The following is a 16,469-nucleotide window of genomic DNA, read 5'->3' on the forward strand; positions in this document are numbered from 1 at the left end:
ATAAGCCGAATACCTCGAGAATAAATGATAAATTGGCAGAGAAAAGAAAAAAATTCTTTAAGTTTGCACAAAATTAGGGTTGCGTATCTTTTGAAAAAACCGAACGTTTTTTAAGTCATGCCGCAAACAACCCTTAGTTTGTTGTGTTCAAAATAAGCTAAAATCAATTTATTAATGAAAAAATCAGCTTTATTATTCGTAATCCCGGTATTGACTCTTTTTGTAGGTAAAATTTTTGCCCAAAACACCTTAAATGTCACTACCCACAAACGGGTATTCATCAACACCGACATGAAAGAAGGGAAAAAATCATTCTTCGGGTGGGGTATTTTCCCGGGACCCACGGAAGATATTCGAAAAATCAAAATGCAGGTCACACTCGGGCACCCCGATTCTGCTGCCATTGCCCACTGGGACTACCTGGATTTTATTTATCTACGTCGCACCGGCGGTAAATCAGGCAAAAACCGCGACATTGAACTGGGCCGCTTAATCACACCCTACGGAAGCAGTTTTACCGACGACTGGAGTTTTACGTGGGAGGTAGATGTCACCGACTTTGCATCGTTGCTACGCGACAGTGTGGAAGTTGAATACGTCCATTCCGGATACGAGCCCGACAAACTGGGTTGGGCACTTACCGTCAATTTCGAAATACAAACCGGACCGCCCGTTGCGGATCCCCTCTCTGTCACCGAACTTTACAAAGGTCAATTTCCTTATGGGGATAAAAACGATCCGATTGAAAATTACCTTAAGCCCGTCCGCATAACTTTTGCCGACGATGCCGCTTTCGGACGCATCCGAATTCAGCACACGGGACACGGCTTTGGTCCACCGGACGGATGCAGCGAATTTTGCAATCGGTGGCGCGAAGTGATTTTCAACGGCAAAGTTATCGATCGAACCGATCTTTGGAAAGATTGCGGAAGCAATCCGCTCTATCCACAGGGTGGAACTTGGGTCTACGACCGCGGCCATTGGTGTCCGGGAGATCTGCAAAACCCCGATTGCTATGATGTGAAAGCCTCTTCGAAAGAAAGCCTTATCGATATCGATATGATGCCTTATGTGGATTCCATAGGAGAAGTTGACGGGAAAGAAGCCATAACCGCCTATCTTATTCAATACAAACAACCCAATCGCCGTTTCGATGTGGCAATGGAAGAAATCGAAGCCCCAACATCCAAACAACTCTATGGCAGGTACAATCCTTCCGTCTTCCGGCCGGTAATCCGATTCAGAAACGTAGGAAGCGAGCCGCTGAAAGAAGTCGAAATCAAATACGGTACCAAAGGATTTAAAAGCAAATCGTACAAGTGGACAGGCCATCTGGACTTTTACGAAGAAACCACCCTTGTTCTTCCCGGTCCCATCGAATTCGACGAAGGAAAAAATGTCTTTGAAGTCGAATTGGTAAAACCCAACGGTAAAAAAGACCAATGGATTTCCGATAACGTAATGCGTTCTACATTCAAATCGCTCAAAACGCTTCCGTTGGATTTCGTCGTAGCTTACAAAACCAACAAAAAACCCAAAGAAAACCTTCTCTTCATCATCAACGAAAAGCAGGATACGGTTTATCGACGAAATCCGCAACAATGCAAGCCCGACATGCTCTATACCGACACCATACATCTGGAACCGGGAGTGTACGAATTTGAATTGACCGACAAAGGAGGCGATGGTCTCGAATTCTGGGCTGAACCTCAACAAGGATACGGTTATTTGCGTTTCCTCGATACCGAAGGGAATATTTTGCATCACTTCATCAGCGATTGCGGAAACGGGCAATTCCTGGCATTTAAAGCCACTCCTGAAGCACAATTGGATTCCACCGTTTCACAAAACGCCTTTTTCATTTATCCGCGACGCACAAGAGACAAATTGGAATTGGATGCCTTTCTCAAGAATCCCCAAAAACTGCGCGTGCAATTTACCGTAGATGAAGTTCCGGTTGAAATACACGAATATACCAACTTTAAATCGGGCACATTCGAATACAATATCGGTTATTTGCCAAAAGGGAGGTATATTGTAGAAATCTATGTCGACAACGTATTGGTTCACAAAGACCGAATCAATCACGATTAATCATAACAAATTTGAAAACAAAATGAAGTTGATCTTTATCGCATTGCTCCATCTGCTGAGCAGCAGCTTTTCCGGAGAACCGTTGCCCAACGATGCGCCGTTGCGTTATGTGTGTTACTACACGACAACTGCACCGCAAATCGACGGGATTTTAAATGACGAATGTTGGAAGAAAGCCCCTTGGACAGCATCTTTTCAAGATATTCGCGGAAAAGATTTTCCAAAACCCACTTACAATACACGGGTAAAAATGCTTTGGGACGATCACTATTTTTACGTAGCCGCCTGTCTGGAAGAACCTTACATTCAAGGCACCATTACACAACGGGATGCCGTTATTTTTCATGACAACGATTTCGAAGTTTTTATCGACCCCGATGGCGATACCTATTTGTATTACGAATTCGAAATGAACGCTCTCAATACCATTTGGGATCTGTTATTGGTGAGAACCTATCGTGAAGGAGGTCCCGCACTCAACGGCTACGATGCCAAAGGACTGCGGTCGGCAGTGTACATCGACGGCACTCTTAACGATCCTTCGGACATAGACAAAGCCTGGTATGTGGAAATCGCTTTTCCGCTCGATGTGCTTAAAGAATTGAACGGCAATCGCAAACCGGCAGCCGGTGATCAATGGAGGGTAAATTTCAGTCGTGTCGAATGGCATACCACGATTGTAAACGGCAAATACATTAAAGAAAAAGATCCCATATCCGGCAAGACATTACCGGAGGAAAACTGGGTATGGTCACCTCAAGGGGTTGTTGATATGCATCGTCCCGAAATGTGGGGATATGTGCATTTTTCGAAATAAAACGCTTCGTGAAAATCAAACATCAGCTTGGCTTGATTAACCCATAAAAAAACATATAATGATGCGAAAAATCAATCTTCTTATTATTCTTTTGCTTCTTCTCTCTTTTTCTATTTTTTCACAGGAAAAACCGAAGAACACAGACAAGAGAATGGAAGGATTCAAAGACGCCAAACTGGGCATCTTCGTCCACTACGGCATCTATGCCGTAAACGGAATAGACGAATCGTGGTCGTTTCACAACGGCTACATCACCTACGACGATTACATGAAACAATTGAAGGGTTTTACCGCTTCGAAATACCATGCCGAAGAGTGGGCAAAACTCTTCAAAGATGCCGGTGCAAGGTATGCGGTGCTCACCTCCAAACACCACGATGGAGTAGCCCTGTGGAAGGGCAATTTCAATCATTTGAATGTGATAGATCACACTCCGGCAGGACGCGATCTCGTCAAGCCTTTTGTGGATGCATTGCGAAAGAACGACATGAAAGTAGGACTTTACTACTCCCTCATCGATTGGTCGTATCCCGACTACCCTGCTTTCACGCGCAACAGTGTTCGTTATCAAAACGACCCCCATCGTTGGGAGAAATTCGTAAACTTCTATTTCGGACAAGTGAACGAATTATCTACCCGCTACAATCCCGATCTCTTTTGGTTCGACGGCGACTGGGAACACAGTGCCGAAGAGTGGGAAGCAGCCGCGTTGCGAAAACAGATACTGACACACAACCCCAATGCAATCATCAATAGCCGTTTAGCCGGCTATGGCGATTATGACACTCCGGAGCAAGGCGTTCCGGTGGCCGTACCCGAAAGTCCTTATTGGGAGCTTTGCATGACGATGAACGACAGCTGGGGATATCAGCATAACGACCATAACTACAAGACCCCCTATCAGTTGATATGGACCTTTGTGGATTGCATCAGCAAGGGCGGCAATCTGTTGTTGGATGTTGGTCCAAAGGAAGACGGAACACTTCCCGCGGAGGAAATCGAAATTCTCAACGCTTTTGCCCGATGGACATCCAAACATCAAGAAGCCATTTACGGAACACGAAAAGGCATACCCGAAGGTCACTTTTTCGGCCCAACCGCATTGGGCAAAAACAGCCGGACCCTTTATCTCTACATCGACCATTTTCCCACTGCACCAATTTGTATCAAAGGACTCGATTCGGAAATAAAAAATGTTCGCATTGTGGGTAGCAAAGTCAAGCCGACAATTAAAAGGGAAAACGCCACAGGAACGCTATATATTTCGATTCCTGAAAATGCCGCAGATCCGATAATGACGGTAGTAGCCATCGATTTTACCGAACCGTTAAAATTAAAAACCCCATCAGAAGAAACCTCCTTGACCCAATCGTTTATCGATTATCTTCAACAAGATAAGCAATGGGTAGATAAACACATCCCCTTAGTCGGCAATTGGCAAAAAGGGATTTCCACCCTTCACTACGCCGGCCCTTCCATGCTTTCCGAAGACAAGACCATCCTGTATTTGTTGATTAATGGCAAACCCAACGGTCCGTTGGTGGTGAAAGGCCTAAAAAATCCCATCAACCGCATATGGGTGGTTGGAAATGCCACCAAATTGCATCATCGAATAGTTGGAAAACTCTACTGGAGCCAAGTTCCCGGTATTGTCTATATCGATGTACCCCAAAGCGTACTCGATCCGCACGGTACGGTAATAGCCGTATTGCTCGACGGACCCATTTCCCTCTATACCGAAGGAGGACAAGTGATCGAAAGCAATTAACACAAACTATCCCATATGAAGATGAAAAAAATACCCATTCTCCTTTTTGCCCTGATGGCGATATCGCTTGGCATTCAAGCGAAAAAAATACCGGTTCATGCCTGGTTAGGTGGACCCGGAAAAGCCACCGACAACGAAATTGCCGCTTATTTTGCCGATCTCAAATCCAAAGGGATCGATGCACTCATGTACAACGGAGGACATGACCCCACTACGTATGAACGTGTAGGAAAATTGGCCCACGAAGCCGGACTTGAATTTCATGCCTGGATTCCCGCAATGGTACAAGCCTACTCCACCAAATTAGACTCCTCATGGTACGCGGTTAATGATCTGGGCGAATCGGCCCTCACCCATCCGGCATACGTTCCCCATTACACTTTCCTTTGTCCTGAACGCGAAGAAGTTTACCGATTTCTGGAAGAATTGTATGTCCATGTTGCCAACGTGCCCTATGTCGATGGGATTCACTTGGATTATATCCGTTTCCCTGATGTGATTCTTGCCCGCGGATTATGGAAAAAGTACAACCTCGTGATGGATCGCGAATATCCGCAATTCGACTACTGCTATTGCGATTCGTGCGTTGCTCATTTCAAAGCGCAAACCGGCATCGATATCCGTCAAGTGAAAGACCCTTCTGCCGTTCCCGAATGGAAACAGTTTCGTTACGATCAGATCACCCGAATCGTCAACCGACTGGCCGATGCTGTTCACAAAGAAGGAAAAACGATATCGGCGGCCGTATTTCCGGGTCCTTCGATAGCCAAAAAAATCGTGCGGCAAGAATGGGATAAATGGAATTTGGATGCTTTTTATCCCATGAATTACAACGATTTTTATCTTGAAGATGTCCGTTGGATCGGGAAAATCACCCAAGAAGAAGTGAAAGCAGTTAAAGGAAAAAGCAACGTATACAGCGGCTTATTCATCTGCCCCAACCCCGCCAACAAAGCATTTGAGCCTGATCCCGAGAATCATGGTTTAACGCCCGAAGAACTGGGAAAAGCCATCAAGGCATCCATAAAAAATGGAGCAACCGGCATCTGTTTGTTCACCCCCGACAGAATGACCGAAGCCCATTGGAAAGTATTTGTCAAAGCCATTCACTGATCCATCCGGATTCCTATTACTCACGTCAAAAATGAAAAATTTGTCATCGACTTATGGTCAAACTGTACATAATTCTGATAGTATTACATCTGTCAGTATTTATGAATCATGTATGGTCTTGGCATCTTTACGCAAGGATGCAACAGCGATTTCGATGATGAAATCAGTATAGAAAATTTAGATATTCCAGAGGAATACAACAGAGATTAAAGCCTACGGCATTGAATATACAAAAAATCCGCGGTTGAAAAGTCGACCTTTTCTGGAAAATAAAGACAAAAGGATGGTGGGACGATATGTGGAATACTGCGAAAAGCTGGTGGAATTCAGCTTATGGCGCAGTAACAGATTGATGGAATAACGGAGACAGAACTGTAGTTGCTGTATCTACAGCTACAATAGGTTGGGGAGCAATACCTACAGTGGCTGTTACTGAAGGTGTATATGAATTTTCTGATCAAATATTAACTACATGAATACTAAATTAATGAAATACTTAAAGCTTTTTTTGATAATCATGCTTATTTATCCGTTTGTATCATGGATATTTGATCTTGTGTTGGGAAGTGAACAACAAATCTGGCATTATATTTTGTCAGGACCTTTGTTCGGTATTTTATTTGTGATTATACTTTATTTTCAGGATAAAAAGAAAGAAAAGAAGGATAAAAAGTAGAATAAGTCTTTTATTTTGCTTTATTTCCTCTTTGATTTTTATTTTTGCATCTGCTTATTCTATTTTTGCAAATTGGATCGAAGCAAGAGTATGAAAACAAGCCTGAGAATCATTATTCATTCATCACTTAATCTATGTATCCTATGAATTTAAAAGAACAAATCAAAATCGGTTGGCCGTTTATTGCTGCTGCCATTATATTTATCCTGCTTGTCATCTTTTCGACATCGGGCGTTTATAATGTAAGCGATATTCTTTTTGGTGCAGCATACATTTTATTAGCCATAACAGTGACGTACACCTGTAATAAAGCAGCGAAGAGATTCCAAAAAAATGGCAAATACGAATCATGTGCCCGCCTGTTATATGGGGCAGGGCTCTTGTCGGGATTATGGCTTTGCGAGGCCATCGAATACTTATTTTAAACAACATAGAAGATTTATAAGAGAATCGGTTTACCTCCTAACGTCAAGGGTATGAAAGTGAAAATCGACATAAAAGAAAAGAATAACTCAAGCAAATAGATTAGATAAAATAACCACTGTATTTTTATTGATTATGAAAGTATCAACTCCATTTAACCGCTTGGCGGTATGCATCGTATTAGGATTAACGGTTTTAATCCCTATCTCGTGTGAAAACAAACAACCCCAAAAAACGTGTTTCAATTTTGCAGAAATGCCCGACCCCACAAACGATACACTATCCGACTGGTCGAATGTACCTGCCGGTTTGCAGGCTGCATTTATAAGCATCGACGACAAGATGCCTAAATCGGTAGCACCCCGTGTGCCACTCATCAAAAAAGCAACGGTTACCGGTTGGAAAGGAGAAAAAGTGTCGTCTCAACTGCTTTTATGGTCGGCAAAAAATACCCCTCAGATAGCATTGGCGTTTACCGACTTCGAGTCGGGTGAAAACAAACTGCCGGCATCGGTTGCACAGGCACGGTTTGTGCGTTATGTAATGACCGACGAGTTTGGTCCCGGCTGTGGTTACCGCAAACCGGAAGATTTTGCGGCCTCACTTGCGCCGGATATGCTCGATAACCTGGAGTGCTTCGATATGGAAGCAAAAACCGCAAGGCCGGTCTGGCTTACCTTTAAAATCCCCTCCAACGCCGTTGCCGGCAACTATAAAGGCAAGTTGAAGCTGTATGCCAACGACCGTTTGGTGGAGGATTTCCAAATTGAACTGAATGTTATAGAACAAGTGCTTCCCGAACCATCGGAATGGGTCTATCACCTCGATCTGTGGCAGCATCCTTCGGCCGTTGCGCGAGTACACAATTTGCAACTTTGGAGCGATGCCCATTTCGAAAAGATGAAACCGTTGATGAAAATGCTGGCCGATGCCGGACAGAAAGTCATTACTGCAACACTGAACAAAGATCCCTGGAACCATCAGTGTTACGATGCATATGCCGATATGATTATCTGGACGAAAAACAGGGATGGAAGCTGGAGTTACGACTACACCGTTTTCGACAAATGGATACAATTCATGATGGATCTGGGTATCGATAAAATGATCAATTGTTACTCGTTGCTCACTTGGAACAACCAACTGCACTATAACGATGAGGAAAAAGGCGAATTGGTAACCGTAGAACTGAAAGCCCAATCGAAAGAATATGCAGAATTTTGGACCCCGTTCTTGAAAGATTTCACGCGGCATCTTCGCGCCAAGGGATGGTTGGAGAAAACCAATATAGCGATGGACGAACGCGCGCCGGAAGATATGGAGGCTGCATTGAAGGTGCTAAAGAGCTCCGCTCCTGAATTGGGCGTCTCGTTGGCAGACAATCATAAAAGCTATCGCCGGTATCCATGGATAAAAGATCTTTGCGTGGGAGTCGGCAATATTATCCCCAAGGAAGAAATCGCTGCAAGAAGAGCCAAAGGGTTAATCACCACTTATTATGTGTGTTGTGCCGACAAATTCCCCAACATGTTTACCTTCTCCGCCTCGGCAGAATCGGTTTATGCAGCATGGCATGCCGTTGCCGCCGATTTCGACGGTTTCCTGCGCTGGGCTTATAACTCGTGGGTCGAAAATCCGTTGACCGATTCGCGCTTCAGAACCTGGCCGGCTGGCGATACCTACATCGTCTATCCCGATGCGCGAAGCTCTATCCGTTTCGAACGCTTGGTGGAAGGTATTCAGGATGCAGAAAAGATCCGCATATTGCGCAAAAAGTACGCGGAAGAAAACACACCCGAATCGCTGGCTAAACTCAACCGATTGGAAGAGGCCATCGCGTATTTCATCACGCTTGAACCCTCTGCCGATTGGTCGAATCGATTAAATGAAGCCAAAAAACTCCTGAATGAAATCTAACATCATTAGAAAATTTTATGATATTTTATTTAGTCATTTTTTTCAACATATCCAATTCTATTTGTACAGAAGGTTTAAATTGATCGCTTTCCATATACCGAAGCAAACTGACCCTTAACTGCGTTGCTTCCGGTCGATTAGGAAGATCGTTTACAAGATCGGCTCCGCTTATCAAGATACTGCCTTTTCCTACTCTCGCTTCAAAAATTAATGCAAGCCGACGGTTTGTCACCCAATCGTCAATAATGCGAACGATAGGACTTAAATCCACAGGGAAAGAATCCAATTGAATGGCATCAGCATGACTCACCGCATCCCACCATTGCCAATTGGAATGATATTCGGTAGGGAATAACCGTAAAGCAGGATGGTTAGGATTACACAGAATACCAAGCGTATGAGGTTTTTGCCCCCCTGTCCATGCCGTATTCCAAAAAATGCCGGAAAAACCGACACCTACTTTGCCACCCATTTCCGGAGGTACTTTTCCCTTACCCAGGCTAAGCAATACTTTTCCGCCATTCTGCAGGTAGTTTAAAGTCGAATCGTCTAAATTCTCGACAATCTTAACTTCCTTCGATGAGATAACGTTGTTCTCAGGATAAACCCAAATATCCCACGAATTTTCAAAATCATCTACCTTTACACGAAACGTAAGTTTCCTCGGCATATTTTCTCTTTCAAATTTATAAACAACGCTGCCCAACAAAATAGCATTTCCAATAGGAATGTCACGTTCCCCCATGTCATCCTTCGCTATTACCTTACCGTTTTGAACAAGTTCCCAAGCCGGACTCGCATGAAGGGGTTTTTCGCCAAAATGAGCAATTTCAATATCAGCAGTCATCGTTTCCCCTTCTGTGAATATTCGCTTTTCCAATCGAGCCAATGGAACTGTAACATTACAAAATCGACGATATTCTTCGGGTGAAATATAGCCTTTTTCTTCCCAGAATGGATCCAAAACCCCTACTAAAGCCGTCCCCTGGCCCGGAAAATCGTGTAAGTCAAGTAACTGAAATCCGGCAAAACCCAGAGTACGAAGAGCCGCCTCAATGTCGGCTTTGTAACATAAAGCCTGTAATTTCCCCGATGCAAGCAAAAAACTATCCGCCAGTTGTTCCATGTGGTGTGCTTTCAAACTTTCGCGAAAAATCTCAAAGTTTTTAGGCTTCAATACACCCGTGTATTTTGCCGTTTCTTTAAAGTTCGGATAAACACACCATTGACCGATTTCATGACTTACAACCGGTTTTCCGTCCCCCGGTAATTTTTTCGACCAATCATAATCCGTCCGGGGTGGCTCAGCATTAATAATGCTATTTAACTCTTCGCCCCATCCTTGAATTCGGGGTTCAGGAATATTGTGATAATCATTCACTTCCAAAATTGGCCAACCTGCTCCACCGGTATAAAGCCGCCGACTGTCCGTTTCTTTCCAATAAGTTACAAACTTTGTGAGAAATTCACTGTAATGAGGCCCTCCCGGTTCATTCCCGTAAGCCATCATTACAAACGAAGGATGGTTGCCATAAGCTTTTACGATGCGTTTGCTTTCATCCCAAATGTATTGATCAACAGGTAAACCGCTGCCCAATTGGGTACTCTGATTCGCCCAGGATGAACATTCTACCTGCAAATAAATACCCATCTCATCGGCAACTTCAAAAGCCGCTTCAGGAGGACACCACGAATGAAAACGAACATGATTCAATCCGTGAGCTTTTACCGCACTGAAAATCTTTTTCCAATATTCGGGTCCTGTGGGAGGATAACCCGTCTTTGGAAAAATGGCGCACTCCAACGTCCCTCTGAGAAAAACCGGACGGTCATTAACCGCAAAACGCGATCCGTTAACTTTAAATTCACGCAAACCGAAATCAATCCTTTCCTCGTCCGTTTCTTTATCCGATTTCAGCGCCAAAAAAAGTTTGTAAACATTGGGATTAAACTCATCCCAAAGCAACGCATTTTCACCCAGTGAATATTCCATCTTTATCCTGTTCTCACCCGGAGTAAGCCGAAATTCCCATGATTTTCTCTCCGTTTTTTCCCCCGTTTTTTTGAGCTGAGCATAAGCGGTGAAAGTTACTATCCGTTCTTTCGGTAAAGCATTATTTACTGTTGCTCTTATTTCTATTGTTTTACTGTTGATTTCGGGAAATATTTCCACATTTTCAAATCGTATCTTGCCTGTTGCATTCAGCGAAATATCACCCACAATCCCGTTCCAGTTGGTTTGGGTATGATCCGTAATGCTGTGCGAATTTACCCCTACATCGATATCCTTTATCCTGTTATCGATACGTATGGTAAGCGTGTTTTCGCCAACCTTCAGATGAGGCGAAACCACAAATACATGTGGGGTTGCCAAACTGTTTTGCGTTCCAACCAACTGCCCGTTTACCCAAACCGTCGACTCCCAATGGGGCCGTTCCAACACTAGTCGAATCGACTTCTCTTTCCAATCGTTCGGAACGATTACTTTCTTCTGATGCCACGCTGCACCGGTATATTTCTTCAAGGGTTGAAGCCAAAAAGGAAAACGAATGCCGCCTGTGGAATCGAGGTAATAAGGAGCATAATTGGGATCTTTGTGCCATTCCGGATCTCTTATATCGCCCGTCCATTCCGTCTTTAACGTAATATCATCCCCTTTCCCGTTTTCCACCATCGAGCCCGGCAAACGAACCGTTTCAGGTAAAGTGGTCTCATACCATTTCTCCTCATCACCCCTGTCTTGGGGATCCATCTGAAATTGCCACTCGCCGGAAAGATCGATTCGTTGCAAATGTTGCTGACCATTAACAGCGAACGGTGTTAATAGCAAAAAGAAAAACACATAATAAAAATATTTCATTGTAAGTATAATTTAGATGATTATGTCCAAATAAAATTTATTCCCTTAAGTAAACTTTCATTCGACGCTATGATTAGGTACATCTGAATAATATTGATCCTCTATACATAATCCCACAAAAGGGGTAAAAGGGGTAAAAGGATATAAAAGATAATCTCCCTATTCCACATTTATCCAGGCCGAGTATGCATCGAAATTGGGTCACCGAGATCTCTTTTGAACAAGGATCTCAAAATTCATTAATTACCAGTCGCCTACTTTTCTGATTATTTTCAGTGTTGGATTGCTTTGTATTCTTTCCATTGCTGACCGTCAAAGAAATAATCAAGGATAAGTTCCTTCACTACTACATGTCCCTTGGCATTCGGATGGTTACTTTGGCTCATCAATGCATTTAGTTCTTCACCGTTTTTCATCTTTTGTTTGAAGGCGGCATAACTATCTACCAATCCCGTTCCATATTTTACCGAGAGATCACGAATCTGATTACTGTATTGCTCCAACGGAGAATTGTCATCCAGTATATCTTCACTTAAATCCGGCGTAGGAGTTAACAGAATTACTTTTACGCCTTGTCTCTGTGCCTTTTTTATCATTTCTTCCCAGGCATGGCGGGATCTGATCAAACCAATCGCTCTGTCATTCAATGCATAATCAATAAATAAAACATCAGGGTTATGGCAAAGTACATCCTGTTTGAATCGTTTTGCTCCCTGCTCGGCATTCTCTCCCCCAATGGCAGTAGTTATTGAATTGACCACCGCATAGGGATAGATTTCCTTTATCGCCTCCAACACCTGATGCGGATATGCCTGCATTGTCCTTACATAGGGAGTATCGAAATAGCCGGCTGGCACGCTGTGCCCATGAAACAATAGATTAATGGTTCTGTTATGCGTCCATTTTTTTTGTAACTCCTGCCGGATATTTTGCAGATAATCCTGCGGCTGTCCCGTTTGCGCCATTATACTCAGGGAAAACAAAATAGATATGGATAAAAGAATATGCTTCATGTTCATTAAAAATCAGATATTTTATCAATCAACGATGCTCCCCCACCACGTAGCGTTGGGTCGCCAATCCGCAGATAATTGTTCTTTCCGTATCTCACTTTGTCTCTTCATGGTATGTTCCTGTTGCTGCTTCCTGTATGTTGTTTCTTTACGAGGGTCATAAAGCGGATCGGCTACAGGCAGTTTAGCATTTACCTTTTTCATCCACCTAAATAAATTATTTTTCAATTCTTTTACCTTTTGCGGATAAAGTGCGTTCAGAAACTCATTTTCGCTTTCATCCAGTTGCAGATTGTATAATTCACACCTTTCATCTTCATGATAGTAAATTAATTTCCAATCTCCTTTTCTGATTACGGATGAAGGTTCACCTCCCTGATTTCCATAATGAGGAAAATGCCAATATAATTCCCTTTCAATCTTTTTCGATTGGTTGTTTTCAATAATCGGACGAATACTTATACCATCCTTATGTTGTTTCGAAACAGGCTTAATACCTACATAATCGAGAATTGTCGGATAGATGTCCATTCCGATTATAGGTTCATTGAACGAAATGCCACCAAGTATCTTCGGTGAATACTGAATGATAAAAGGCACCCGTAGTCCACCTTCCCATTGCGTGCCCTTTCCTCCCCGCAGTGGCAAATTGGACGTGGAATAATCATCTCCGGAAGATACGCCTCCATTGTCGCTGGTGAAGATGATGACAGTATTGTCTTCAATCCCTAAATCTTTAAGTTGTTGCAATACAACGCCCACAGCATCATCCATTTGCTCGATAAGCCCTGCGTAAACAGGATTATCTTGATGTTGCCTCACCGGAAGGTTGCGGTCAATGATAAAACCATCTTCAGATATGCCCATTCTTTCGGCTTTATTTCTGAAATAGTTCCATCGTTCTTTCGTTGTCTGTATAGGACTATGTACGGCGTAAAAAGACAAATATGCGAAAAATGGCTTATTCTTCTCTGTTTCCGTATGATTTTTAATGAAATTGCAAGTTTCCTTTGCTAATCGCATAGAAAGTTCCTCTCCAGCCAGACCATCGGCTAGCTTAGGATTATTATATGGAGAAAAGTATCCACCCACCGGCCTACCGGATTCCCATCCTCCAATATTAATATCAAATCCGTGCATCTCCGGCGTTGACTTTTCATCTCCCAAATGCCATTTGCCTGCCATAAAAGTTGTGTAGTTCGCTTCTTTCAATTTCTCAGGCAATGTCAGTTCATCCATTGAAAGTTGCCGATTATAATCCGGTGGAAGCATTTTGGTATGCCGGTTCATTTTTCTCCATTCTTCACCCGATGTTTCACCTATCCATGTAGTGATCCCATGGCGTGCGGGAGTTTTACCGGTAAGAATACTGGCCCGTGAAGGACTTGAAACCTGACAAGCAGCATAAGCATTGGTAAATATGGCTCCTTTCCTTGCAATACCGTCTATATTAGGAGTTTCATAATAGTTACTCCCAGTACAGTGCAGGTCATTCCACCCCAGATCATCAGCCAGAATAATCAATACATTGGGTTGTTTTTCCCCGGGCATACTGTATGATGAAAACGCCGGCAGACTTGCTCCGGATAATATTGAAAAAATTACTTTACTGTTCATAATTGTTACCTTTTTCACTCAATAAATAGTCTATCAATCATTTCAAATGTCAACGCCTCTTCAGACAAAAATTCCACTGAATTCATATAATAAACCATACTATAATACATCTGACGCGCAACTGGACTTCTATCTGTAATGTCGTAGAATGCAATGGTGGTTGCCAAAAGTTTCCCTTTTTCTTACTTTTGCTTCAAATATAAGATCTATTTTCCGGTTATTGTTCCAATCAGAAATAATTTGTACCAACGGCATGAATGCATAGGGCGTATGGTCCAGCACTACTGGCTTTAAATTTTTTACCAGATCGAACCATTGCCAGTTGGAAAGGTTATTTCTTCAAGAAGAAGGAGCAACAATTGAACGCCATTACTTTCAATTCCTCCAACAGAAGGATCGAGTTCGAAGTTCCATATTCCTGCTAGTGATAAGAATTCTTTTTTATTTTGTCGCTCTATTTGATCAAATATGTTCATCATACATAATAATATGAGAGCAACAAACATACAACTGTTTTTTATCTTACATAATTTATTGCAATTCGCCAACGAACGTAACGACGGACTTTGCAGGTATAACTATTTTTTCTAAATTCGTGATTGTTCCCCTCATTAAATTAGAATTTTCAGAAGTGATATATGGCGTCAATTCACCATTTTTGAGTTTCCCATTTATGTTCAACTTGTAAATTCGTTCTGCATTGCTTACATTAACTGTTACAATAACTATTTTTTTTGTTTGTCTATCTTTATAAGCAGAAATCATAACGTCATTAGATGCAGCAATCGGATTTTGGTCAGCAACATGAACCCTTACCATGCCAGGACGAATAAAGAAAGAATAATTACCTAAAACCCACATCAATTTAGATTCACGTATATAACCATTTCTTTTACAATATTCTGAACTACTTGTTGAACCCGAACTGTTCCCATCATCTAAATATATTAAACCATCCTTATAATCCGCTCGGCTAATAGCTGTCCACCATTGCCATGAGGATGCATTACCTACAACAAGATCATTATGAATGATACGAGCAACAAATAATGCAGTTTTCATCCCCAAATCTCGCTTGTTGCCTCCACCACCAGGTATTTCATTTTCTCCTGGCTGCTCTAATATACAATACTCTGTTTGCCAATACTTAAGATTAGAAAATTGTTTTATTTTAGCTGCCAATTTCTCTCGATGCAAAATTTGAATGTCGATAGGCCACACTGTGAAATAACTGTGCCCACTAATCACATTCATTACATTAGATAAATTACCTATATATAATGATGAAGACGGATTCCAAAAGTCATTTATTTGATTATCGCGATTTTCATTATTTACATCCTCATACAAATAATTAATTGCACCCGCTTCTCCAAGAACAACCTGTGTAGTCAATGATTTCTTCTCAAGTCTTTCAGTCAAAAGTGATACAAATTGATACATTTCATCATTTGTGGCAGGAGTCCCTTCTTGAGAGGCTTTACCATTTGAGTCAGCCATCCAATCCCATTGAGGTTCATTAACAGGACTTAAATATTCAAATTTTAACTCTTCGTTCTTTTGAAGATTATCAATACATTCTACTAAAAAGTCTGCATAATCAGGTAACATTCCTTCTTTTATATTCATATGCAATTTTCGTGGGGAAAATGCTTTTCCGTTAATAGTCATATGAACGGGTGCACTAAGAGTAAAAGCCAAGAATGTATTGACGCCTCTTTGTTTTGCTGCTTGTAAAAACCATCGTTGACCTTCTTGTTTTCCCCAATCATATTTTCCATCGCTGTCCTGAAAGCATTCTGCACGTCGCCATTCGTCGTATATATCACTCTCCGGTCCTTGTTCAGCACTACCAGCTCCCAGATAAAATCTCCAAATAGAAAGTCCTATACCCTTTGGATTTCCGTTTTCATCTATTTCTTGACTAAAAAGGAGATCTGCAATTCTATTTCGTTTCTCTAAAGGCCAATATTTCCCAACCATTTGACAACGCCAAGCATCCGAAGCACCAAAGCCATCAATTATCTGCATTTCTTTATTAATGTCGATATTCATAGTTCTAATATCCGAATAAACCGGCGGAGGAGGTACATTTACCTTAGAACATGATGAATTGATGGGTAAAATCAATCCGAATATAAAGGTTAATAAAATAAAATTATATTTCATAC

At 42.2% G+C, this 16,469-nt stretch carries 10 protein-coding genes and 1 pseudogene; 6 read left to right on the forward strand and 5 right to left on the reverse strand.

Annotated elements, in window-relative coordinates:
• Positions 1 to 174: 174 nt before the first annotated feature.
• From OLM34_RS05615 to OLM34_RS05640, 6 genes and pseudogenes are all read left to right on the forward strand, one after another.
• Positions 175 to 2,094 (forward strand): peptide-N-glycosidase F-related protein, encoded by a 1,920-nt coding sequence (locus OLM34_RS05615; RefSeq protein ID WP_264405786.1) that lies wholly within the window; start codon positions 175 to 177, stop codon positions 2,092 to 2,094.
• A 22-nt stretch (positions 2,095 to 2,116) separates the two neighbouring features.
• Positions 2,117 to 2,911, forward strand: a complete 795-nt coding sequence (locus tag OLM34_RS05620; RefSeq protein ID WP_264405787.1) for a carbohydrate-binding family 9-like protein — start codon at positions 2,117 to 2,119, stop codon at positions 2,909 to 2,911.
• A gap of 55 nt (positions 2,912 to 2,966) precedes the next feature.
• A pseudogene (locus OLM34_RS05625) lies at positions 2,967 to 4,247 on the forward strand (alpha-L-fucosidase); the annotation flags it as partial.
• 453 nt (positions 4,248 to 4,700) lie between these two features.
• Entirely contained in the window at positions 4,701 to 5,792 is a 1,092-nt protein-coding gene (locus tag OLM34_RS05630) for a glycoside hydrolase family 10 protein (protein WP_264405814.1), read from the forward strand.
• 819 nt (positions 5,793 to 6,611) lie between these two features.
• Positions 6,612 to 6,893 (forward strand): hypothetical protein, encoded by a 282-nt coding sequence (locus tag OLM34_RS05635; protein WP_264405789.1) that lies wholly within the window; start codon positions 6,612 to 6,614, stop codon positions 6,891 to 6,893.
• Between the two features lie 133 nt (positions 6,894 to 7,026).
• A complete protein-coding gene (locus OLM34_RS05640) occupies positions 7,027 to 8,808 on the forward strand; it encodes a DUF4091 domain-containing protein (protein ID WP_264405790.1) in 1,782 nt (593 codons plus the stop codon).
• Positions 8,809 to 8,833: 25 nt separating this feature from the next.
• Here OLM34_RS05640 and OLM34_RS05645 read toward each other — a convergent pair whose 3' ends face one another.
• From OLM34_RS05645 to OLM34_RS05665, 5 genes are all read right to left on the reverse strand, one after another.
• A complete protein-coding gene (locus OLM34_RS05645; protein WP_264405791.1) occupies positions 8,834 to 11,668 on the reverse strand; it encodes a sugar-binding domain-containing protein in 2,835 nt (944 codons plus the stop codon).
• Positions 11,669 to 11,940: 272 nt separating this feature from the next.
• The gene (locus tag OLM34_RS05650) at positions 11,941 to 12,687 is read right to left on the reverse strand and encodes an SGNH/GDSL hydrolase family protein (protein ID WP_264405792.1); all 747 of its coding nucleotides are present in this window, start codon (positions 12,685 to 12,687) and stop codon (positions 11,941 to 11,943) included.
• 18 nt (positions 12,688 to 12,705) lie between these two features.
• On the reverse strand, positions 12,706 to 14,298 hold the full coding sequence (locus tag OLM34_RS05655; RefSeq protein WP_264405794.1) for a sulfatase: 1,593 nt from the start codon (positions 14,296 to 14,298) through the stop codon (positions 12,706 to 12,708).
• A gap of 299 nt (positions 14,299 to 14,597) precedes the next feature.
• Positions 14,598 to 14,804: a hypothetical protein gene (locus OLM34_RS05660; protein ID WP_264405795.1), complete on the reverse strand. Its 207-nt coding sequence runs from the start codon at positions 14,802 to 14,804 to the stop codon at positions 14,598 to 14,600.
• Between the two features lie 25 nt (positions 14,805 to 14,829).
• A complete protein-coding gene (locus OLM34_RS05665; RefSeq protein ID WP_264405796.1) occupies positions 14,830 to 16,467 on the reverse strand; it encodes a glycoside hydrolase in 1,638 nt (545 codons plus the stop codon).
• Positions 16,468 to 16,469: the final 2 nt, after the last annotated feature.

Source organism: Anaerorudis cellulosivorans (assembly GCF_025943985.1).
Classification (GTDB): Bacteria; Bacteroidota; Bacteroidia; order Bacteroidales; family Dysgonomonadaceae; genus Anaerorudis; species Anaerorudis cellulosivorans.